29 protein-coding genes are annotated in these 19,133 nt (G+C 69.1%); 28 read left to right on the top strand and 1 reads right to left on the bottom strand.

Going from position 1 to position 19,133, the window contains the following annotated elements; genetic code table 11:
- On the bottom strand, nt 1–1,335 hold a 1,335-nt coding region (locus tag HF526_RS24565; protein WP_169383931.1), incomplete at its 3' end, for an alpha/beta hydrolase fold domain-containing protein.
- 488 nt (nt 1,336–1,823) lie between these two features.
- Between HF526_RS24565 and rpsL the strand changes: the two genes are divergently transcribed.
- The 28 genes from rpsL to map all read left to right on the top strand — a co-directional run bounded on the left by rpsL (nt 1,824) and on the right by map (nt 19,052).
- A complete protein-coding gene (rpsL, locus tag HF526_RS24560) occupies nt 1,824–2,198 on the top strand; it encodes a 30S ribosomal protein S12 (protein ID WP_169383930.1) in 375 nt (124 codons plus the stop codon).
- On the top strand, nt 2,198–2,668 hold the full coding sequence (rpsG, locus tag HF526_RS24555) for a 30S ribosomal protein S7 (RefSeq protein ID WP_169383929.1): 471 nt from the start codon (nt 2,198–2,200) through the stop codon (nt 2,666–2,668). Before rpsL ends, rpsG begins: the two co-directional genes overlap by 1 nt.
- 44 nt (nt 2,669–2,712) lie before the next feature.
- Entirely contained in the window at nt 2,713–4,812 is a 2,100-nt protein-coding gene (fusA, locus tag HF526_RS24550; RefSeq protein ID WP_169383928.1) for an elongation factor G, read from the top strand.
- 116 nt (nt 4,813–4,928) lie between these two features.
- Nucleotides 4,929–6,122, top strand: coding sequence for an elongation factor Tu (gene tuf, locus HF526_RS24545; protein WP_169383927.1), 1,194 nt, complete (start codon nt 4,929–4,931; stop codon nt 6,120–6,122).
- A 335-nt stretch (nt 6,123–6,457) separates the two neighbouring features.
- Entirely contained in the window at nt 6,458–6,763 is a 306-nt protein-coding gene (gene rpsJ / locus HF526_RS24540) for a 30S ribosomal protein S10 (RefSeq protein WP_003938093.1), read from the top strand.
- A 13-nt stretch (nt 6,764–6,776) separates the two neighbouring features.
- Entirely contained in the window at nt 6,777–7,433 is a 657-nt protein-coding gene (gene rplC, locus HF526_RS24535) for a 50S ribosomal protein L3 (protein WP_169383926.1), read from the top strand.
- On the top strand, nt 7,430–8,113 hold the full coding sequence (gene rplD, locus HF526_RS24530; RefSeq protein WP_169383925.1) for a 50S ribosomal protein L4: 684 nt from the start codon (nt 7,430–7,432) through the stop codon (nt 8,111–8,113). Before rplC ends, rplD begins: the two co-directional genes overlap by 4 nt.
- Complete coding sequence (gene rplW, locus HF526_RS24525) at nt 8,110–8,409, top strand: 50S ribosomal protein L23 (RefSeq protein WP_169383924.1); 300 nt, start codon at nt 8,110–8,112, stop codon at nt 8,407–8,409. Before rplD ends, rplW begins: the two co-directional genes overlap by 4 nt.
- 16 nt (nt 8,410–8,425) lie before the next feature.
- Nucleotides 8,426–9,259, top strand: coding sequence for a 50S ribosomal protein L2 (gene rplB / locus HF526_RS24520; RefSeq protein ID WP_169383923.1), 834 nt, complete (start codon nt 8,426–8,428; stop codon nt 9,257–9,259).
- A gap of 15 nt (nt 9,260–9,274) precedes the next feature.
- Nucleotides 9,275–9,556: a 30S ribosomal protein S19 gene (gene rpsS / locus HF526_RS24515; RefSeq protein WP_020622935.1), complete on the top strand. Its 282-nt coding sequence runs from the start codon at nt 9,275–9,277 to the stop codon at nt 9,554–9,556.
- A 35-nt stretch (nt 9,557–9,591) separates the two neighbouring features.
- Nucleotides 9,592–10,017, top strand: a complete 426-nt coding sequence (rplV, locus tag HF526_RS24510) for a 50S ribosomal protein L22 (protein ID WP_169383922.1) — start codon at nt 9,592–9,594, stop codon at nt 10,015–10,017.
- The gene (gene rpsC / locus HF526_RS24505) at nt 10,017–10,835 is read left to right on the top strand and encodes a 30S ribosomal protein S3 (RefSeq protein ID WP_169383921.1); all 819 of its coding nucleotides are present in this window, start codon (nt 10,017–10,019) and stop codon (nt 10,833–10,835) included. Before rplV ends, rpsC begins: the two co-directional genes overlap by 1 nt.
- Nucleotides 10,836–10,838: 3 nt before the next feature.
- The gene (gene rplP / locus HF526_RS24500; protein WP_169383920.1) at nt 10,839–11,258 is read left to right on the top strand and encodes a 50S ribosomal protein L16; all 420 of its coding nucleotides are present in this window, start codon (nt 10,839–10,841) and stop codon (nt 11,256–11,258) included.
- Nucleotides 11,258–11,506 carry a 50S ribosomal protein L29 gene (gene rpmC, locus HF526_RS24495; protein WP_169383919.1) on the top strand — a complete coding sequence of 83 codons (249 nt, stop codon included), beginning with the start codon at nt 11,258–11,260 and terminating at the stop codon, nt 11,504–11,506. The genes rplP and rpmC overlap by 1 nt, the downstream gene beginning before the upstream one ends.
- A complete protein-coding gene (gene rpsQ, locus HF526_RS24490; protein WP_169383918.1) occupies nt 11,503–11,775 on the top strand; it encodes a 30S ribosomal protein S17 in 273 nt (90 codons plus the stop codon). Before rpmC ends, rpsQ begins: the two co-directional genes overlap by 4 nt.
- A complete protein-coding gene (rplN, locus tag HF526_RS24485) occupies nt 11,772–12,140 on the top strand; it encodes a 50S ribosomal protein L14 (RefSeq protein WP_169383917.1) in 369 nt (122 codons plus the stop codon). Before rpsQ ends, rplN begins: the two co-directional genes overlap by 4 nt.
- Before the next feature lie 2 nt (nt 12,141–12,142).
- Nucleotides 12,143–12,457 (top strand): 50S ribosomal protein L24, encoded by a 315-nt coding sequence (gene rplX, locus HF526_RS24480; protein ID WP_169383916.1) that lies wholly within the window; start codon nt 12,143–12,145, stop codon nt 12,455–12,457.
- Nucleotides 12,457–13,026: a 50S ribosomal protein L5 gene (gene rplE, locus HF526_RS24475; RefSeq protein ID WP_169383915.1), complete on the top strand. Its 570-nt coding sequence runs from the start codon at nt 12,457–12,459 to the stop codon at nt 13,024–13,026. Before rplX ends, rplE begins: the two co-directional genes overlap by 1 nt.
- Before the next feature lie 6 nt (nt 13,027–13,032).
- Nucleotides 13,033–13,218 (top strand): type Z 30S ribosomal protein S14, encoded by a 186-nt coding sequence (locus tag HF526_RS24470; protein WP_169383914.1) that lies wholly within the window; start codon nt 13,033–13,035, stop codon nt 13,216–13,218.
- Nucleotides 13,219–13,295: 77 nt separating this feature from the next.
- Nucleotides 13,296–13,694, top strand: a complete 399-nt coding sequence (gene rpsH / locus HF526_RS24465; protein ID WP_169383913.1) for a 30S ribosomal protein S8 — start codon at nt 13,296–13,298, stop codon at nt 13,692–13,694.
- 14 nt (nt 13,695–13,708) lie between these two features.
- On the top strand, nt 13,709–14,245 hold the full coding sequence (rplF, locus tag HF526_RS24460) for a 50S ribosomal protein L6 (protein ID WP_169383912.1): 537 nt from the start codon (nt 13,709–13,711) through the stop codon (nt 14,243–14,245).
- Entirely contained in the window at nt 14,245–14,652 is a 408-nt protein-coding gene (rplR, locus tag HF526_RS24455) for a 50S ribosomal protein L18 (RefSeq protein WP_169383911.1), read from the top strand. Before rplF ends, rplR begins: the two co-directional genes overlap by 1 nt.
- A 31-nt stretch (nt 14,653–14,683) precedes the next feature.
- Entirely contained in the window at nt 14,684–15,313 is a 630-nt protein-coding gene (gene rpsE / locus HF526_RS24450) for a 30S ribosomal protein S5 (protein WP_169383910.1), read from the top strand.
- Between the two features lie 5 nt (nt 15,314–15,318).
- Nucleotides 15,319–15,507 (top strand): 50S ribosomal protein L30, encoded by a 189-nt coding sequence (gene rpmD, locus HF526_RS24445; protein WP_169383933.1) that lies wholly within the window; start codon nt 15,319–15,321, stop codon nt 15,505–15,507.
- A complete protein-coding gene (gene rplO, locus HF526_RS24440) occupies nt 15,507–15,953 on the top strand; it encodes a 50S ribosomal protein L15 (RefSeq protein WP_169383909.1) in 447 nt (148 codons plus the stop codon). The genes rpmD and rplO overlap by 1 nt, the downstream gene beginning before the upstream one ends.
- A 237-nt stretch (nt 15,954–16,190) precedes the next feature.
- Nucleotides 16,191–17,501: a preprotein translocase subunit SecY gene (gene secY, locus HF526_RS24435; protein WP_169383908.1), complete on the top strand. Its 1,311-nt coding sequence runs from the start codon at nt 16,191–16,193 to the stop codon at nt 17,499–17,501.
- Nucleotides 17,502–17,659: 158 nt separating this feature from the next.
- On the top strand, nt 17,660–18,211 hold the full coding sequence (locus HF526_RS24430) for an adenylate kinase (protein WP_169383907.1): 552 nt from the start codon (nt 17,660–17,662) through the stop codon (nt 18,209–18,211).
- Between the two features lie 13 nt (nt 18,212–18,224).
- Entirely contained in the window at nt 18,225–19,052 is an 828-nt protein-coding gene (map, locus tag HF526_RS24425; protein ID WP_169383906.1) for a type I methionyl aminopeptidase, read from the top strand.
- Nucleotides 19,053–19,133 lie beyond the last annotated feature (81 nt).

Genomic DNA, 19,133 nt, shown 5'->3' with positions numbered 1-19,133 from the left:
GTGGGCCGGGCGGGAGAGCTGCCCGCACGCCGACACCAGGACGTCCGCCTCGTGCACGTCACCGGTGGCCGTGGTCAGCCGCCAGCGCGCCGTGTCGGCGTCGAAGCGGGCCTCGGTGACCTCGGTGCCGAGCCGCAGGTGCGGCTCCAGGCCGCGCTCGGCCGTGACCCGGCGCAGGTAGCGCAGGATGTCGGGCTGCGGGGCGAACCGGCGGGACCATTCGTGGCCGGGTGCGAAGGAGAAGGAATAGAGGTGCGACGGCACGTCGCAGGCCGCGCCGGGATAGGTGTTGTCCCGCCACACGCCGCCGACGCCGTCGGCCCGGTCGAAGATCGTGAGGTCGCCGGCGTCGTCGAAGCCGGCCTCGCGCACCGCCACCCCCATCCCGATCCCGCCGAACCCGGCGCCGACCACGGCGACCCGGGGCCTGCGGGCGGCGCAGTCCCGGCGCACCGCGGTACCGAGCTCGGCCACCGCCGCGTCGGCCTCGGCGAGCATCCCGGCGAAGATCGGGAAGTCGTGCCACATCCCCGGGGCTCGGCGGTAGGTCACGGCGACCCCGGTCGCCCGGGCCCGGTCGACGAGGGTGTCGGCGTCGCCGACCAGCACCTCGTCCGCGCCCGCCACGACGTGCATCGGCGGCAGTCCGGACAGGTCTGCGTGCAGCGGGGTCAGTTCGGGGCTGTCGGCCGGGGCGCCCGCCCGGTAGGCGCGGGCCGCGACGGCGAGCCAGCGGGGATCGAGCATCGCGTCGCGACCGGCGTTCGCGCGGACGGCCGGGTGGGACAGGTCGAGATCGAGCCACGGGGAGATCAGCCCGAGTGTCGCGGGGAGCGCCTCGCCGGCGGACCGCAGCCGCAGGGCCAGCGCGAGAACAAGTCCGCCGCCGGCGGAATCACCGACGACCGCGATGCGTTGTGCTGTGTGGCCGGCTGCACGCAGGGCCCGGTATGCGGCGTACGCGTCGTCGACCGCGGCGGGGTACGGGTGTTCCGGAGCCCGCCGGTAGTGCAGCAGGTGGACGGGCGCGCCGGACGCCCGGCTCAGGTGACCCGCGAGGGTGCCGTGCGAGCCGGAGGAGCCGGTGACGTACCCGCCACCGTGCAGGAACAGCACGACGTGGGGCCCGGTGGCGCCGGGGGCCACGTACCGGACCGAGGGGACGCCGCCGAGCGTCGACACGGTGCGGCGGACGCCGGAAGGGGCCGGGACTGTTCGACCCGCGAGGTCGAGCAGCCGGCGCTGGACCGGGGCGGGAACGCGCGGAGACAGGATCGGCGCGACAACGGCGCGCACGATCCCACGTACGACAGGTCGGGGCACCCGAATGCTCATTACCGGACGGTAACCACTCGTCCATTCGGGGGGTAGGCCCGGAACGGGGCAGGTCGCCCGGTGTCTGTGGTGCGGCTCACGCCCGGCGCCGACACGGCGCCGGGCGCGACGAGTGGACATCGATGAGCGGCGAGCGGGTGAGTCGGCTTGCGGTGCGGGCGTCCTTAGGGCACCCTCCCGACAACGACTGCGGACCCGTTTTGACCCTTGAACAGCGGGCCGGGTACTCTGTGGTCTTGCGCTCGACCATGGTCGGGCCGATCCGCGTGCCCGATGGTCACCGGCTTCGCGCAGTAGCGTTGAGCGGGTCCGGCAGGCCGCGGGCCATCCGGACTCTCTGAGGGTTCCCCGCCCTGCCAAGAGGGGGTCCGGGTGCGACACGCCCGACCTCGGGGTGCGGGCGGCCGGTGCAGCCGTCCGTCCAGACATCCCGCACCGCACGATCAGAGTTACAGCCGAGCAAGCCGACGGGAAGAAGTAAACGGTCCATGCCCACGATCCAGCAGCTGGTCCGCAAGGGCCGTCAGGACAAGGTCGCCAAGACCAAGACCGCCGCGCTGAAGGGCAGCCCCCAGCGCCGCGGGGTCTGCACGCGCGTGTACACCACGACGCCCAAGAAGCCGAACTCCGCGCTGCGCAAGGTCGCCCGCGTTCGACTGACCAGCCTGATCGAGGTGACCGCCTACATCCCGGGTGAGGGTCACAACCTCCAGGAGCACTCGATCGTGCTCGTCCGCGGTGGCCGGGTGAAGGACCTGCCGGGCGTCCGTTACAAGATCGTCCGGGGTTCGCTGGACACCCAGGGCGTCAAGAACCGCAAGCAGGCGCGCAGCCGCTACGGCGCGAAGAAGGAGAAGAGCTGATGCCCCGCAAGGGTCCCGCCCCGAAGCGGCCGTTGGTCTCCGACCCGGTGTACAGCTCGCCGCTGGTCACCCAGCTGGTGAACAAGGTGCTGCAGGACGGCAAGCGGTCGCTGGCCGAGCGCATCGTCTACGCCGCCCTCGAGGGCACCCGGGAGAAGACAGGTACCGACCCGGTGGTCACGCTCAAGCGTGCCCTGGACAACGTGAAGCCGGCCCTCGAGGTCCGCAGCCGCCGTGTCGGTGGCGCGACCTACCAGGTCCCCGTCGAGGTCCGGGCCAGCCGCCAGACCACCCTGGGCCTGCGCTGGCTGGTGTCCTACGCCGGCCAGCGTCGTGAGAAGACCATGGTCGAGCGGCTGATGAACGAGCTGCTCGACGCGAGCAACGGGCTGGGCGCCAGCGTCAAGCGGCGCGAAGACATGCACAAGATGGCGGAGTCCAACAAGGCCTTCGCCCACTACCGCTGGTGACGGGCCGACCGTCCGCGCCAATCTGCTGAGGGAGCGAGCTACAAGTGGCACGGGACGTGCTGACGGACCTGGGGAAGGTCCGCAACATCGGCATCATGGCGCACATCGACGCCGGCAAGACCACCACCACCGAGCGGATCCTGTACTACACCGGGATCAACTACAAGATCGGTGAGGTCCACGACGGCGCCGCCACCATGGACTGGATGGAGGAGGAGCAGAAGCGCGGCATCACGATCACGTCCGCCGCGACCACCTGCTTCTGGAAAGACCACCAGATCAACATCATCGACACCCCCGGGCACGTCGACTTCACCGTCGAGGTGGAGCGGTCCCTGCGGGTGCTCGACGGCGCCGTCGCGGTCTTCGACGGCAAGGAGGGGGTCGAGCCGCAGTCCGAGCAGGTCTGGCGGCAGGCCACCAAGTACGACGTCCCGCGCATCTGCTTCGTCAACAAGATGGACAAGCTCGGTGCGGACTTCTACTTCACCGTGCGCACCATCGAGGAGCGCCTCGGCGCCCGGCCGCTGCCGCTGCAGCTGCCGATCGGCTCCGAGAGCGACTTCATCGGTGTCGTCGACCTTGTCGAGATGCGCGCGCTGACCTGGCGTGGCGAGGTCGAGAAGGGCGAGGACTACACGGTCGAGGAGATCCCCGCCGACCTGGCCGACCGCGTCGCGGAATACCGCGAGAAGCTGGTCGAGGCCGTCGCGGAGACCGACGACGCCCTGATGGAGGCCTACCTCGGCGGTGAGGAGATCACCACCGCGCAGATCAAGGCCGCCATCCGCCAGATCGTGAAGGACCGGGCGGCCTACCCGGTGCTGTGCGGCTCGGCGTTCAAGAACAAGGGCGTCCAGCCCATGCTCGACGCGGTGATCGACTACCTGCCGTCGCCGCTGGACGTGCCGCCGGTCGAGGGCACGCTGCCGGACGGGGAGACCCCGGCCAGCCGCAAGCCGAGCGTCGACGAGCCGTTCTCGGCGCTGGCGTTCAAGATCGCTGCACACCCGTTCTTCGGCAAGCTCACCTACGTCCGGGTCTACTCGGGCCGGGTCGCCGCGGGCTCCCAGGTCATCAACTCGACCAAGGACCGCAAGGAGCGCATCGGGAAGCTCTTCCAGATGCACGCCAACAAGGAGAACCCGGTCGACGAGGCCCTGGCCGGCCACATCTACGCGGTCATCGGGCTGAAGGACACGACCACGGGCGAGACGCTCTGCGACCCGCAGGCGCCGATCGTGCTGGAGTCGATGACCTTTCCGGACCCGGTCATCCAGGTCGCGGTCGAGCCGAAGACCAAGGCCGACCAGGAGAAGCTCTCGACGGCGATCCAGAAGCTGGCCGAGGAGGACCCCACGTTCCAGGTGTCCCTGGACGAGGAGACCGGCCAGACCATCATCGCCGGCATGGGTGAGCTGCACCTCGAGGTGCTGGTCAACCGCATGAAGAGCGATTTCAAGGTCGAGGCCAACATCGGTAAGCCGCAGGTGGCCTACCGCGAGACGATCCGCCGGACCGTCGACAAGTTCGAGTACACGCACAAGAAGCAGACGGGTGGGTCGGGGCAGTTCGCCCGGGTCATCATCAAGCTCGAGCCGCTCGACACGGCCGACGGTGCGCTGTACGAGTTCGACAACAAGGTCTCCGGTGGCCGCATCCCGCGGGAGTACATCCCGTCGGTCGACGCCGGCGCCCAGGACGCCATGCAGTACGGCGTGCTGGCGGGCTACCCGCTGGTCGGCATCAAGATGACCCTGCTGGACGGGCAGTACCACGAGGTCGACTCGTCCGAGATGGCCTTCAAGGTCGCCGGCTCGATGGCTCTCAAGGAGGCTGCGCGCAAGGCCGACCCGGCCCTGCTCGAGCCGATGATGTCCGTCGAGGTCACCACGCCCGAGGACTACATGGGCGACGTGATCGGCGACCTGAACTCCCGCCGTGGCCAGATCCAGGCCATGGAGGAGCGGGCCGGTGCCCGCGTCGTCAAGGCGCTGGTGCCGCTCTCGGAGATGTTCGGCTACGTCGGTGACCTGCGGTCGCGGACCCAGGGCCGGGCCAACTACACGATGGTCTTCGACTCGTACGCGGAGGTTCCGACCAACGTGGCCAAGGAGATCATCGCCAAGGCGACGGGCGAGTAAGAGGTGCGTGCCGCGGACCGGTAGGGTCCGCGGCTCGCTCCGCTTTTCCCGGAGCACTTTCCAGACCTGCCGTCAGCACGGCGGAACAGAAGAACACAGTCCAGGAGGACCCTGCAGTGGCGAAGGCGAAGTTCGAGCGGACCAAGCCGCACGTCAACATCGGCACGATTGGTCACATCGACCACGGCAAGACCACGCTGACGGCGGCCATCACCAAGGTTCTGCACGACAAGTACCCGAACCTCAACGAGGCGTCGGCGTTCGACCAGATCGACAAGGCGCCGGAAGAGCGCCAGCGCGGTATCACCATCTCGATCGCGCACGTCGAGTACCAGACCGAGAAGCGGCACTACGCGCACGTCGACTGCCCCGGTCACGCCGACTACATCAAGAACATGATCACCGGTGCGGCGCAGATGGACGGCGCGATCCTGGTGGTCGCGGCGACCGACGGCCCGATGCCGCAGACCCGTGAGCACGTGCTGCTCGCGCGTCAGGTCGGTGTGCCCTACATCGTCGTCGCGCTCAACAAGGCCGACATGGTCGACGACGAGGAGATCCTGGAGCTCGTCGAGCTCGAGGTCCGCGAGCTGCTGTCGTCGCAGGACTACCCGGGCGACGACCTGCCGATCGTCCGCGTCTCGGCGCTCAAGGCCCTCGAGGGCGACGCCGAGTGGGGCGAGAAGCTGCTCGAGCTCATGAACGCCGTGGACGAGAGCATCCCGGAGCCCGAGCGCGACATCGAGAAGCCGTTCCTCATGCCCGTCGAGGACGTCTTCACGATCACCGGCCGCGGCACCGTGGTCACCGGTCGTATCGAGCGCGGCATCGTCAAGGTGAACGAGGAGGTCGAGATCGTCGGCATCCGCGAGAAGTCGACCAAGACCACCGTCACCGGTGTCGAGATGTTCCGCAAGATCCTCGACGAGGGCCGCGCGGGTGAGAACGTCGGTCTGCTGCTCCGCGGCATCAAGCGCGAGGATGTCGAGCGCGGCCAGGTCGTCGTGAAGCCGGGCTCGATCACCCCGCACACCGACTTCGAGGGCCAGGTCTACATCCTGTCCAAGGACGAGGGTGGCCGGCACACGCCGTTCTTCAACAACTACCGGCCGCAGTTCTACTTCCGTACCACGGACGTGACCGGTGTGGTGACCCTGCCCAGCGGGACCGAGATGGTCATGCCGGGCGACAACACCTCGATGAGCGTCGCGCTGATCCAGCCGATCGCCATGGAGGAGGGCCTGCAGTTCGCCATCCGCGAGGGTGGTCGGACCGTCGGCGCCGGCCAGGTCACCAAGATCATCAAGTAAGACCCCCCGGTTGAGGGCGCCGCATTCCGATGTGGCATCCTTGACGGGTTGCGCGTAGGGCTGCGGCACGCGGGACAGGAATGTTCCGCGTGCCGCGCCCAGCGCCAGCCCCCGAACACAGCACCCCCCGTGGGTGCACGTGACCCGGGGACCGGTCTGAGGTTCGAGCGCGACACGCCCGACCTCGTGGACCGGAGCCCACGGAGTGAGACCTGAACAGAGCGCGGACCGCGGCTGGAGTCGCCAGCGAGCGGTGCGAGCCCTGCGGGGCTCCTTGCGGGCACGACCCGGAGCACGCGTACGCAGCGGCAGGAAGAAGAGGACGACCGACGACCATGGCGGGACAAAAGATCCGCATCAGGCTGAAGGCCTACGACCACGAGGCAATCGACGCGTCTGCTCGCAAGATCGTGGAGACGGTGACGCGTACCGGTGCCAGGGTCGTCGGGCCGGTGCCGCTGCCGACCGAGAAGAACGTCTACTGCGTCATCCGCTCGCCGCACAAGTACAAGGACTCGCGGGAGCACTTCGAGATGCGCACCCACAAGCGGCTGATCGACATCCTCGACCCGACGCCGAAGACGGTCGACGCGCTCATGCGCATCGACCTGCCGGCCAGCGTCGACGTCAACATTCAGTAGGACTGACGAACCGATGACTGACAGGCAGATCACCGGGATCCTGGGCACCAAGCTCGGGATGACCCAGGTATTCGACGAGAACAACCGGGTGGTCCCGGTCACCGTGGTCCAGGCCGGGCCGAACGTCGTGACCCAGGTCCGCACCCCCGAGAAGGACGGCTATGTCGCCGTCCAGTTCGCGTACGGCGCCGTCGACCCGCGCAAGGTGAACAAGCCGGAGACCGGCCACTTCGCCAAGGCGGGCGTCACTCCGCGCCGCTACACGTTCGAGCTGCGGACGGCCGACGCCGGCGAGTACTCGGTCGGCCAGGAGATCACCGCCGAGGTGTTCGCCGCCGGCGCCGTGGTCGACGTGGTCGGCACCACCAAGGGCAAGGGCTTCGCGGGTGTCATGAAGCGCCACGGCTTCAAGGGCCTCGGCGCCAGCCACGGCACCCAGCGCAAGCACCGGTCGCCGGGCTCCATCGGCGGCTGCGCCACCCCGGGCCGGGTCTTCAAGGGCCTGCGGATGGCCGGGCGCATGGGCAGCGTGCGGGTGACCACACAGAACCTGACCGTGCACCGGGTCGACCCGGAGGCCGGGCTGCTGCTCATCAAGGGTGCGGTCCCCGGTCCGCGCGGCGGCCTGATTCTGGTCAAGACGGCCGCGAAGGGTGGTGCGACGGCATGACGAGCGTCGAGATCAAGACCCCCAGCGGGGGCACCGAGGGCAGCGTCGAGCTCCCCGCCCACGTCTTCGACGTGACGGCCAACATCCCGCTGATGCACCAGGTCGTGGTGGCCCAGCAGGCCGCTGCCCGCCAGGGCACGCACGACACCAAGACCCGCGGCGAGGCCCGCGGCGGTGGCCGTAAGCCGTACCGGCAGAAGGGCACCGGCCGCGCCCGTCAGGGCTCGGTGCGTGCGCCGCAGTTCGCCGGCGGCGGCATCGCGCACGGCCCGACGCCGCGTGACTACACGCAGAAGACGCCCAAGAAGATGAAGGCCGCCGCCCTGCGTGGCGCTCTCTCCGACCGGGCCCGCGCCGGGCTGGTGCACGTGGTCTCCGCGGTCGTCACCGGGGACACCCCGTCGACCAAGGGCGCCCGTACCGCGCTGGCGAGCGTGCTGGACTCCGCGGACACCCGGGTGCTCGCCGTCATCGGCCGCGAGGACGAGGTCAGCTGGCTGAGCCTGCGCAACCTGCAGGCCGTGCATGTGATCGCGCCCGACCAGCTGAACACCTACGACGTGCTCGTCAACGACGTCGTCGTGTTCACCTCGGAGGCGCTGGACGCGTTCCTGGCCGGCGCGGTGGCTCAGCCCCGCTCGCGCAAGGCCGCTGAGGGTGCTGAGGAGGCAGACAAGTGATCCCCGACCCGCGGGACATCCTGCTTGCGCCGGTCGTGTCGGAGAAGAGCTACGGGCTGCTCGAGGAGCGCCAGTACACCTTCATCGTCGCGCCCGACGCGAACAAGACAGAGATCAAGATCGCCGTGGAGAAGGTGTTCGGGGTCAAGGTGCTCAGCGTCAACACGCTGAACCGCCCGGGCAAGCGCAAGCGGTCCCGCACCGGCTACGGCAAGCGCAAGGACACCCGACGCGCGATCGTCACGCTCTCCGAGGAGAGCAAGGCGATCGACGTGTTCGGTGGCCGGGCGAGCTGAGGGAGCGAGCAGACCCATGGGTATCCGCAAGTACAAGCCGACCACCCCCGGCCGCCGCGGCGCCAGCGTCTCCGACTTCGCCGAGATCACCCGGTCCGAGCCGGAGAAGTCGCTGATCCGTCCGCTGCACAGCAAGGGCGGCCGGAACGTGCACGGCAAGGTGACCGCGCGCCACCAGGGCGGCGGGCACAAGCGCGCCTACCGGCTGATCGACTTCCGGCGGGCGGACAAGGACGGCGTGCCGGCCAAGGTCGCGCACATCGAGTACGACCCGAACCGGACGTCGCGGATCGCGCTGCTGCACTACGCCGACGGCGAGAAGCGCTACATCATCGCGCCGGCGAAGATCAAGCAGGGCGACCGGATCGAGAGCGGCCCGAAGGCCGACATCAAGGTCGGCAACAACCTGCCGCTGCGCAACATCCCGACCGGCACCGTGGTGCACGCGATCGAGCTCCGTCCCGGTGGCGGCGCCAAGATCGCCCGCGCGGCCGGCTCCGGCGTGCAGCTGGTCGCCAAGGACGGGCCGTACGCGCAGCTGCGCATGCCGTCCGGCGAGATCCGCAACGTCGACGTGCGCTGCCGCGCCACCGTCGGCGAGGTGGGCAACGCCGAGCAGTCGAACATCAACTGGGGCAAGGCCGGCCGCATGCGGTGGAAGGGCAAGCGCCCGACCGTCCGTGGTGTGGCCATGAACCCGGTCGACCACCCGCACGGTGGTGGTGAGGGCAAGACCTCCGGTGGCCGGCACCCGGTGAACCCGAACGGCAAGCCGGAGGGTCGTACCCGCCGCCGCAAGCCGAGTGACTCGTTGATCGTCCGCCGGCGTCGTACCGGCAAGAAGCGCTGAGCAGGGAGGTAAAAGATGCCGCGCAGCCTGAAGAAGGGCCCGTTCGTGGACGACCACCTGCTCAAGAAGGTGGACGCCCTCAACGAATCCGGCAAGAAGACCGTCATCCGGACCTGGTCCCGTCGGTCCACGATCATCCCGGACATGATCGGCCACACGATTGCGGTGCACGACGGCCGCAAGCACGTGCCGGTCTTCGTCTCGGACTCGATGGTCGGCCACAAGCTGGGGGAGTTCGCCCCCACCCGGACCTTCCGGGGCCACATCAAGGACGACCGCAAAGCGCGTCGGCGCTGAGCGGCCCGAGTAGCGACTAGGAGAGGTGGAAGAACATGGCTGACAGCCAGGACACCGCCGGCGCCGCGCTCGAGCCCGCTCGTGCGCACGCCAAGGCGCGTTTCGTCCACATGTCGCCGACGAAGGTGCGGCGCGTGGTCGAGCTGATCAAGGGCCGGCCGGTGGCCGAGGCCCTGAGCGTCCTGCGGTTCTCGCCGCAGGCCGCGGCCGAGCCGGTGGCCAAGGTCGTGGCGAGCGCCGCGGCCAATGCCGAGAACAACTTCGACATGGATCCGGACACCCTCGTGGTGGCCGTGGCCTATGTCGACGAGGGCCCGACGCTCAAGCGCATCCGGCCACGTGCGCAGGGCCGTGCCTACCGGATCCGCAAGCGGACGAGCCACATCACCATCGAGGTCGAGTCGCGGCCGGCCAAGGCCGGTGCGCGGGGCGCCCGGGGTGCGAAGGGGAGGGCCCGCTGATGGGTCAGAAGATCAACCCGCACGGGTTCCGGCTCGGCATCACCACCGACTGGAAGTCCCGGTGGTACGCCGACAAGCAGTACGCCGAGTACGTCAAGGAGGACGTCGAGATCCGCCGCATGCTCTCCAAGGGCATGGAGCGGGCCGGCATCTCCAAGGTCGAGATCGAGCGGACCCGGGACCGGGTGCGGGTGGACATCCACACCGCCCGTCCGGGCATCGTCATCGGCCGCCGTGGCGCCGAGGCGGACCGCATCCGTGGTCAGCTGGAGAAGCTGACCCGCAAGCAGGTCCAGCTCAACATCCTCGAGGTCAAGAACTCCGAGTCGGACGCCCAGCTCGTCGCGCAGGGCGTGGCCGAGCAGCTGTCCAACCGCGTGGCGTTCCGTCGCGCGATGCGCAAGGCCATCCAGTCGGCCATGCGTTCGCCGCAGGTCAAGGGCATCCGGGTGCAGTGCTCGGGTCGCCTGGGCGGCGCGGAGATGTCGCGGTCGGAGTTCTACCGCGAGGGTCGGGTCCCGCTGCACACGCTGCGCGCGGACATCGACTACGGCCTGTTCGAGGCCCGCACGACCTTCGGCCGGATCGGCGTGAAGGTCTGGATCTACAAGGGCGACGTGGTCGGGGGCCGCCGTGAGGGCGCGCCCGCCGCCGAGCCGAGCCGTGGCCCGCGCCGCGAGCGTCCCGCCCGCCGCCGTTCCGGTTCCTCCGGCACGACCGCGACCAGCACCGACGCCGGCCGGGCTGCCGCCGAGCAGGCTGGTGGCGGGGTCGCCACCGCCGAGAGCCCGGCCGAGAACACCGGTGGGGAGGCCTGAGTCATGCTGATCCCGCGCAGGGTCAAGCACCGCAAGCAGCACCGTCCGCACCGGACCGGTACCGCGTCGGGCGGCACCCGGGTCACCTTCGGTGACCTCGGGATCCAGGCCCTCGAGCCGGCGTACGTGACCAACCGGCAGATCGAGTCCGCCCGTATCGCCATCAACCGGCACATCCGCCGTGGTGGCAAGGTGTGGATCAACGTGTTCCCGGACCGGCCGCTGACCAAGAAGCCGGCGGAGACCCGAATGGGTTCCGGTAAGGGTTCTCCGGAGAAGTGGGTGACCAACGTCAAGCCCGGCCGGGTGCTCTTCGAGATGAGCTACCCGAACGAGCAGACCGCTCGCGAGGCGCTGCGTCGCGCCATCCACAAGCTGCCGATGAAGTGCCGGATCGTGACCCGTGAGGGTGGTGACATCTGATGGCACGCACTGCGACGGGTACCACCGCCGCTGAGCTGCGCGAGCTCACCGATGAGGAGCTCGTGCTGCGGGTGCGGGAGCTGAAGGAGGAGCTGTTCAACCTCCGCTTCCAGATGGCGACCGGGCAGCTGGACAACAACAGGCGGCTGCGGACCGTCCGCCACGAGATCGCGCGGATCTACACCGTGATGCGCGAGCGTGAGCTGGGTCTGTCCACGGCGCCGACCGACGACGAGGGCGCGGCATGAGCGAGAAGCAGGCCGAGCAGCGCGGTGAGCGGAAGGTCCGCGAGGGACTGGTCGTGTCCGACAAGATGGACAAGACGATCGTGGTCTCCCTCGAGGACCGGGTGAAGCACCCGCTGTACGGCAAGGTCATTCGGCGGACCAGCAAGGTCAAGGCGCACGACGAGGCCAACACGGCCGGCGTCGGCGACCGGGTCCGGCTGATGGAGACCCGGCCGCTGTCGGCGACGAAGCGCTGGCGGCTGGTCGAGATCCTGGAGAAGGCGAAGTGATCCAGCAGGAGTCGCGACTGCGCGTCGCCGACAACACCGGTGCCAAGGAGATCCTGTGCATCCGGGTGCTGGGCGGTTCGGCGCGGCGCTATGCGGGGATCGGCGACATCATCGTTGCGACGGTGAAGGACGCCATCCCGGGTGCCGGGGTGAAGCGCGGTGACGTGGTCAAGGCCGTCGTCGTGCGCACCGTGAAGGAGAAGCGTCGGCCGGACGGCTCGTACATCCGGTTCGACGAGAACGCCGCCGTCCTGATCAAGCCGGACGGCGAGCCGCGAGGGACCCGCATCTTCGGCCCCGTCGGTCGCGAGCTGCGCGACAAGCGGTTCATGAAGATCATCTCCCTCGCGCCGGAGGTGTTGTGAGCATGAAGGTCAAGAAGGGCGACACCGTGCTGGTGATCGCCGGCAAGGACAAGGGCGCGAAGGGCAAGGTCATCCAGGCCTACCCGCAGCGCGAGCGGGTCCTGGTCGAGGGCGTGAACCGGATCAAGAAGCACACCCGGGTCAGCCAGAACCAGCGGGGCGCGCAGTCCGGCGGGATCGTCACCCAGGAGGCGCCGATCCACGTCTCCGACGTGATGGTGATCGACGCGGACGGCAAGCCGACCCGCGTGGGCTACAAGATCACCGAGGACGGCAAGAAGGTCCGGATCTCCAAGCGTTCCGGGAAGGAGATCTGATGAGCACCCCGACGCTGGAGACCGCCGTGCCGCGGCTCAAGCAGCGCTACCGCGACGAGATCCGCGACGGGCTCCGCAAGGAGTTCGGCTACGGCAACGTCATGCAGATCCCCGGCGTGGTCAAGGTCGCGGTGAACATGGGCGTGGGCGAGGCGGCTCGGGACGCGAAGCTGATCGACGGCGCCGTCCGCGACCTGGCCACGATCACCGGCCAGCGGCCGCAGGTCCGCCGGGCGACCAAGTCCATCGCGCAGTTCAAGCTGCGTGAGGGCATGCCCATCGGTGTGCGGGTCACGCTGCGCAACGATCGGATGTGGGAGTTCCTGGACCGGCTGCTGACGATCGCGCTGCCGCGTATCCGTGACTTCCGCGGTCTGTCTCCGAACCAGTTCGACGGCCGGGGTAACTACACCTTCGGCCTGAACGAGCAGTCGATGTTCCACGAGATCGACCCGGACAGCATCGACCGGCCGCGTGGCATGGACATCACGATCGTGACCACCGCGACCACCGACGATGAAGGCCGGGCGCTGCTGCGCCAGCTCGGCTTCCCCTTCAGAGAGAGCTGATCCGCAATGGCCAAGAAGGCGTTGATCATCAAGGCCGCCAGCAAGCCGAAGTTCGCCGTCCGCGGCTACACCCGTTGCCAGAAGTGCGGGCGTCCCCGCGCCGTGCTGCGCAAGTTCGGGCTGTGCCGCATCTGCGTGCGCGAGATGGCGCACGCCGGCGAGCTGCCCGGTGTGAGCAAGTCCAGCTGGTAGAGCGCGAGCTCTGTCCAGTTCTCTGATCGCCATAGGCCCCTACGGGGGAACCAGGGTGGGAAAGTGATGACGTCACCATGACGATGACCGATCCGATCGCAGACATGCTCACCCGTCTGCGCAACGCGAACTCGGCCTATCACGACCGTGTCGTGATGCCGCACTCCAAGCTGAAGGTCTCGATCGCCGAGATCCTTCAGAAGGAGGGCTACATCGCGTCGCACCACACCGAGGACGCCGAGGTCGGCAAGTCCCTGGTGATCGAGCTGAAGTACGGCCGCAACCGGGAGCGCAGCATCGCGGGCCTGCGCCGGGTCTCCAAGCCCGGCCTGCGGGTGTACGCGAAGTCCACCAACCTGCCGCGCGTGCTCGGTGGCCTCGGCGTCGCGATCATCTCGACGTCCACCGGGCTGCTGACCGACAGGCAGGCCAACCGGAACGGCGTGGGCGGGGAAGTCCTCGCCTACGTCTGGTGAGAGGGGAGTAGACGATGTCCCGCATCGGGAAACTGCCGATCCCCGTTCCCCCGGGTGTCGACGTCACCATCGAGGGCCGCACGGTCACGGTGAAGGGGCCCAAGGGCGCCCTGTCGCACACCGTCATCGACCCGATCACCGTCGAGCGTGAGGACGGCGTCATCGTCGTCCGGCGCCCGGACGACGAGCGCAAGACCAAGGCCTTCCACGGCCTGTCCCGCACGCTCGTCAACAACCTGGTCGTCGGTGTGACCGCCGGTTATGAGAAGAAGCTCGAGATCCACGGCGTCGGTTACCGCGTCGCGCTGAAGGGCTCCTCGCTCGAGTTCGCCCTCGGCTACAGCCACCCGGTGGTGGTCGAGGCCCCCGCGGGGATCACCTTCACGGTGGAGACCCCGACCCGCTTCTCCATCTCCGGTATCGACAAGCAGTTGGTCGGCGAGGTCGCTGCCAACATCCGCAAGCTGCGCAAGCCCGACCCGTACAAGGGCAAGGGTGTGCGCTACGCCGGCGAGGTCATCCGGCGCAAGGTCGGGAAGACGGGTAAGTGATGGCCGAGACGACAACCTCCGCGAACGCCAAGAAGCGCATGGGCTCGCAGGTGTCGGCCCAGCGCCGCACCTCGCGGGCGCGCCGGCACTTCCGGCTGCGCAAGAAGCTCAGCGGCAGCCCGCAGCGGCCGCGGCTGGCCGTGAACCGCAGCTCGCGGCACCTGTTCGTCCAGGTGATCGACGACCTGGCCGGCCACACGCTGGTCTCGGCGTCGACGATGGAGGCGGACGTCCGCGCGCTGGACGGCGACAAGAAGGCCAAGGCGGCGAAGGTCGGCGAGCTCCTCGCCGCCCGGGCCCGCGAGGCCGGCGTCACGACCGTCGTCTTCGACCGGGGTGGCTACGACTACCACGGCCGGGTGGCGGCACTGGCCGACGCCGCCCGCGAGGGTGGTCTGGAGTTCTGATGATGATTGAGAAGATGGAAGGGAACGTCTGATGCCGGGACGTACACGGCGTGACGGCGGAGGGCCCGGTGGCGAGCGCAGCGGCGACCGCCGGGACCGCCGGGACGGAGGCCGTGGCGGGGCGGCCCAGGACAAGACCCCGTACATCGAGCGACTGGTCACCATCAACCGGGTGGCGAAGGTCGTCAAGGGTGGTCGGCGCTTCAGCTTCACCGCGCTGATGATCGTGGGTGACGGCGACGGTCTCGTCGGCGTCGGCTACGGCAAGGCCAAGGAGGTGCCCGCCGCGATCGCCAAGGGTGTGGAGGAGGCGAAGAAGAACTTCTTCCGCGTCCCCCGCATCGGCGGCACGATCGTGCACCGGGTGCAGGGCGAGGCGGCCGCCGGTGTGGTGCTGCTGCGTCCGGCCAGCCCGGGTACCGGTGTCATCGCCGGCGGCCCGGTGCGTGCGGTGCTGGAGTGCGCCGGCATCCACGACGTGCTCTCGAAGTCGCTGGGTAGCGACAACGCGATCAACGTCGTGCACGCGACGATCGCGGCGCTGAAGGAGATTCAGCGCCCCGAGGAGGTGGCCGCTCGGCGCGGCCTGCCGCTCGAGGACGTCGCGTCGGCGCAGATGATGCGGGCCCGTGCGGCCGCCGCCCAGGGCGCGAGGGCGTGAGTGCAGTGGCGGAGAAGCTGAAGATCACCCAGGTGCGCAGCACCATCGGTCGTAAGCAGAACCAGCGGGCGACTCTGCAGTCGCTCGGGCTGCGCAAGATCCGTCAGTCCGTGGAGCGGGAGGACACTCCCCAGGTCCGCGGCATGATCAACACCGTTCGGCACCTCGTGACGGTGGAGGAGGTCGGCTCCTGATGAGCGCTATCAAGATCCACCACCTGCGTCCGGCACCCGGCGCCAAGACTGCGAAGACCCGGGTCGGCCGCGGTGAGGGCAGCAAGGGCAAGACCGCCGGTCGCGGTACCAAGGGCACGAAGGCCCGGAAGAACGTCTCGCCGGCGTTCGAGGGCGGGCAGATGCCGCTGCACATGCGGCTGCCCAAGCTCAAGGGCTTCAAGAACCGGTTCCGGGTGGAGTTCCAGGTCGTGAACGTCGGCGACCTGGCCCAGCTCTTCCCCCAGGGCGGCACGGTCGGCGTGGACGAGCTGGTCGCGGCCGGCGCCGTCCGGCGCAACCAGCCCGTCAAGGTGCTCGGCAACGGCGACATCGACGGGGTCAGCCTGACGGTGAGCGCGCACGCGTTCTCCGCCAGCGCCCGCGAGAAGATCACCGCCGCCGGCGGTTCCGTCTCCGAGCTCTGAGTCCGACACGCCGCTCGTACCTCGCCCCCGTGGTAGCACTGCCGGGGCGGGCGTACGGGCGGCGTCGTCGCTGTTAGAGTCTTTTCCGCGCTCGGTTCCTCCCGGAACCCTGCGCGTGGCGCCGGGCGGGCGCCGGCGGTTCGGACACCGCTGCACCCGTCCCGCGGGGGCCGGGCAGTGCCGGTCCCCGTCGGTTCTCCAACCGGACGACGCCTCTCAGTACAGGAGGATCACCGAGTGCTCAGCGCTTTACGGTCGGCACTGACCACGCCCGACCTCCGGAAGAAGATCCTCTTCACGCTCGGCATCGTCGCGATCTACCGCCTCGGCGCCAACATCCCGGCGCCCGGTGTCTCCTATCCGAACGTCCAGGAGTGCATCCGGCAGGTCGAGGGCGGCAACAACTCCAGCGTCTACGCGCTGATCAACCTGTTCTCCGGCGGCGCGCTGCTCCAGCTGTCGATCCTGGCGCTGGGCATCATGCCCTACATCACGGCCAGCATCATCATCCAGTTGCTCACCGTCGTCATCCCGCGGTTCGAGCTGCTGAAGAAGGAAGGGCAGTCGGGTCAGAACAAGCTGACCCAGTACACCCGATACCTGACCATCGCGCTGGCCATCCTGCAGTCCACGGGCATCGTTGCGCTGGCCGATCGTGGTCAGCTGTTCGGCAACTGCTCGCTGCCGGTCATCCCGGACTCCAGCGTCTACGCGCTGTCGATCATCGTCATCACGATGACCGCGGGGACCGCCGTCGTCATGTGGCTCGGCGAGCAGGTCACCGAGCGCGGCGTCGGCAACGGCATGTCGCTGCTGATCTTCGCCTCGATCGCGCACCGGATCCCGGCCGAGGGCACGAACATCCTCAACAACGGCGGCGGGCTGGTGTTCGCCGGTGTCTGCTTCTTCGGCCTGGCCATCATCGCGAGCGTGGTGTTCGTCGAGCAGGGGCAGCGCCGGATCCCGGTGCAGTACGCCAAGCGCATGGTGGGCCGGCGGATGTACGGGGGCACCTCGACCTACCTGCCGCTCAAGGTGAACCAGGCCGGCGTCATCCCGGTGATCTTCGGTAGTTCGCTGCTCTACCTGCCCGACCTCATCGCACGGCTGGCCGGGACCCAGAGCGGCTGGTTCTACCAGTTCGTGCAGACCTATCTGGTCGATCAGTCGAACTGGCTGCACATCCTGCTGTACATCGCGCTGATCATCTTCTTCACGTACTTCTACGTCGGCATCACGTTCAACCCGGACGAGCGTGCCGACGAGATGAAGAAGTTCGGCGGGTTCATCCCGGGCATCCGGCCCGGCCGGCCCACCGCCGAGTACCTGAACTACGTGCTCTCGCGCATCACGCTGCCCGGTTCCCTGTATCTGGGCATCATCGCCGTGCTGCCGAACTTCTTCCTCGGCGTGACCGGGTCCGGCCAGAACCAGAACTTCCCGTTCGGCGGTACCGCCGTGCTGATCATGGTCGGTGTGGGTCTGGACACCGTGAAGCAGATCAACAGCCAGCTCATGCAGCGCAACTACGAAGGCTTCCTGCGTTAGTCTGGAAGCCGGATCTCCGTCACGGCGTCGCCACCCCCGGTTCGCGCGAGCCGACGACAGGATCTCGACTCCCGCCCAGGCCCTCCACTGACGGAGGCCGTGGGCAGCGTTGCTGGCAACAGCAGGGCAAGCACCAACAGCAGAGAGGGTGGGTCCGCGTGCGACTCGTTCTGGTCGGCCCGCCGGGCGCGGGCAAGGGCACCCAGGCGGAGCGTTTGGCCGAGCGCCTGGACGTTCCGCACATCTCCACCGGCGACCTGTTCCGCGCCAACCTGCGCGACGAGACGCCGCTGGGCGTCGAGGCGAAGCGCTACATGGACGCGGGCAACCTGGTCCCCGACGAGGTGACGGTCGGCATGGTTCGTGACCGGCTCGCGGAGCCGGATGCCGCCAAGGGCTTCATCCTCGACGGCTTCCCCCGGACCGTGCCGCAGGCCGAGGCGCTCGCCGGCCTGCTCAGCGAGCAGGGGACCGCGCTCGATGCGGTGGTCGAGTTCGCGGTCTCCGACGAGGTCGTCGTCGCGCGGCTGCTGGGCCGCGGCCGATCGGACGACACCGAGGACGTCATCCGGAACCGGCAGCGGGTCTACCGCGAGGAGACCGCACCGCTGCTGGACTTCTACAGCGACCGGCTGGTCAGCGTCGACGCGGTCGGCTCCATCGAGGAGATCACCGACCGGGTGGCGGACGCGCTGCGCGACAAACGATGACGGGAGCGCTGCGGTGAACCGTGGTCGGCGGGGTGTGCGCGGGGCGCTGGCCCGGCTGCGCGGCCGCGACATCGAGATCAAGTCCCGCGGTGAGCTGGAGGCGATGCGGGCCGCCGGTGCGCTGGTGGCCACCACGCTGGCGGCGGTGCAGCAGCTGGCCCGCCCCGGCGTCAGTACCGCCGAGCTCGACGCGCTGGCGGAACAGACCATCCGCGAGGGCGGCGGGGTGCCCTCCTTCCTGGGCTACCACGGATACCCGGCGAGCATCTGCGCGTCGGTGAACGAGCAGATCGTGCACGGCATCCCGTCGGCGTCGCAGGTGCTGACCGAGGGCGACCTGATCTCGGTCGACTGCGGCGCGATCGTGGACGGCTGGCACGGCGACGCCGCCGTCACCATCCCGATCGGGGCGGTCTCGGAGGCGGATCTGGCGCTGTCGGCCGCCTGCGAAGCCGCGATGCACGCCGGCATCGCCGCCGTGCGGGCGGGCGGGCGGCTCTCCGACATCTCGCACGCGGTGCAGGTGGCCACCGAGCAGGCCGCGCTGCGCGACCGCGCCGACTACGGGATCGTCGCCGAGTACGGCGGGCACGGCATCGGCACCTCCATGCACATGGACCCGTTCCTGCCCAACTTCGGCGACCCGGGCCAGGGCCCGCGGCTGCGGCCCGGAATGGCGCTGGCCGTGGAGCCGATGCTGACCGCCGGTGAGCCGGAGACCCGCGAGCTCGCCGACGGCTGGACGGTGGTCACCGCCGACGGCAGCCGGGCCGTGCACTGGGAGCACAGTGTGGCGGTCACCGAGGACGGTCCCTGGCTGCTGACCGCGCCGGCTGACTGAGGCCGACGGGCCTGCTACACTGTCACAGACAGTACGCACGTACTGTCTAATAGTGACGAAGCCCTGGGGAAAAGAACGGTC

Source organism: Pseudonocardia acidicola (assembly GCF_012911935.1).
GTDB classification, from domain to species: domain Bacteria; phylum Actinomycetota; class Actinomycetes; order Mycobacteriales; family Pseudonocardiaceae; genus Pseudonocardia; species Pseudonocardia acidicola.
This window is presented reverse-complemented; position numbering and strand designations above follow the sequence as displayed.

Bases quoted from the DNA above. Each gene is read 5' to 3' on its own strand.
- rpsL (WP_169383930.1), top strand. From the start codon at position 1,824: ATGCCCACGATCCAGCAGCTGGTCCGCAAGGGCCGTCAGGACAAGGTC.
- rpsG (WP_169383929.1), top strand. From the start codon at position 2,198: ATGCCCCGCAAGGGTCCCGCCCCGAAGCGGCCGTTGGTCTCCGACCCG.
- rpsJ (WP_003938093.1), top strand. From the start codon at position 6,458: ATGGCGGGACAAAAGATCCGCATCAGGCTGAAGGCCTACGACCACGAG.
- rplC (WP_169383926.1), top strand. From the start codon at position 6,777: ATGACTGACAGGCAGATCACCGGGATCCTGGGCACCAAGCTCGGGATG.
- rplD (WP_169383925.1), top strand. From the start codon at position 7,430: ATGACGAGCGTCGAGATCAAGACCCCCAGCGGGGGCACCGAGGGCAGC.
- rplB (WP_169383923.1), top strand. From the start codon at position 8,426: ATGGGTATCCGCAAGTACAAGCCGACCACCCCCGGCCGCCGCGGCGCC.
- rpsS (WP_020622935.1), top strand. From the start codon at position 9,275: ATGCCGCGCAGCCTGAAGAAGGGCCCGTTCGTGGACGACCACCTGCTC.
- rplV (WP_169383922.1), top strand. From the start codon at position 9,592: ATGGCTGACAGCCAGGACACCGCCGGCGCCGCGCTCGAGCCCGCTCGT.
- rpsC (WP_169383921.1), top strand. From the start codon at position 10,017: ATGGGTCAGAAGATCAACCCGCACGGGTTCCGGCTCGGCATCACCACC.
- rplP (WP_169383920.1), top strand. From the start codon at position 10,839: ATGCTGATCCCGCGCAGGGTCAAGCACCGCAAGCAGCACCGTCCGCAC.
- rpmC (WP_169383919.1), top strand. From the start codon at position 11,258: ATGGCACGCACTGCGACGGGTACCACCGCCGCTGAGCTGCGCGAGCTC.
- rpsQ (WP_169383918.1), top strand. From the start codon at position 11,503: ATGAGCGAGAAGCAGGCCGAGCAGCGCGGTGAGCGGAAGGTCCGCGAG.
- rplX (WP_169383916.1), top strand. From the start codon at position 12,143: ATGAAGGTCAAGAAGGGCGACACCGTGCTGGTGATCGCCGGCAAGGAC.
- rplE (WP_169383915.1), top strand. From the start codon at position 12,457: ATGAGCACCCCGACGCTGGAGACCGCCGTGCCGCGGCTCAAGCAGCGC.
- HF526_RS24470 (WP_169383914.1), top strand. From the start codon at position 13,033: ATGGCCAAGAAGGCGTTGATCATCAAGGCCGCCAGCAAGCCGAAGTTC.
- rpsH (WP_169383913.1), top strand. From the start codon at position 13,296: ATGACGATGACCGATCCGATCGCAGACATGCTCACCCGTCTGCGCAAC.
- rplF (WP_169383912.1), top strand. From the start codon at position 13,709: ATGTCCCGCATCGGGAAACTGCCGATCCCCGTTCCCCCGGGTGTCGAC.
- rplR (WP_169383911.1), top strand. From the start codon at position 14,245: ATGGCCGAGACGACAACCTCCGCGAACGCCAAGAAGCGCATGGGCTCG.
- rpsE (WP_169383910.1), top strand. From the start codon at position 14,684: ATGCCGGGACGTACACGGCGTGACGGCGGAGGGCCCGGTGGCGAGCGC.
- rplO (WP_169383909.1), top strand. From the start codon at position 15,507: ATGAGCGCTATCAAGATCCACCACCTGCGTCCGGCACCCGGCGCCAAG.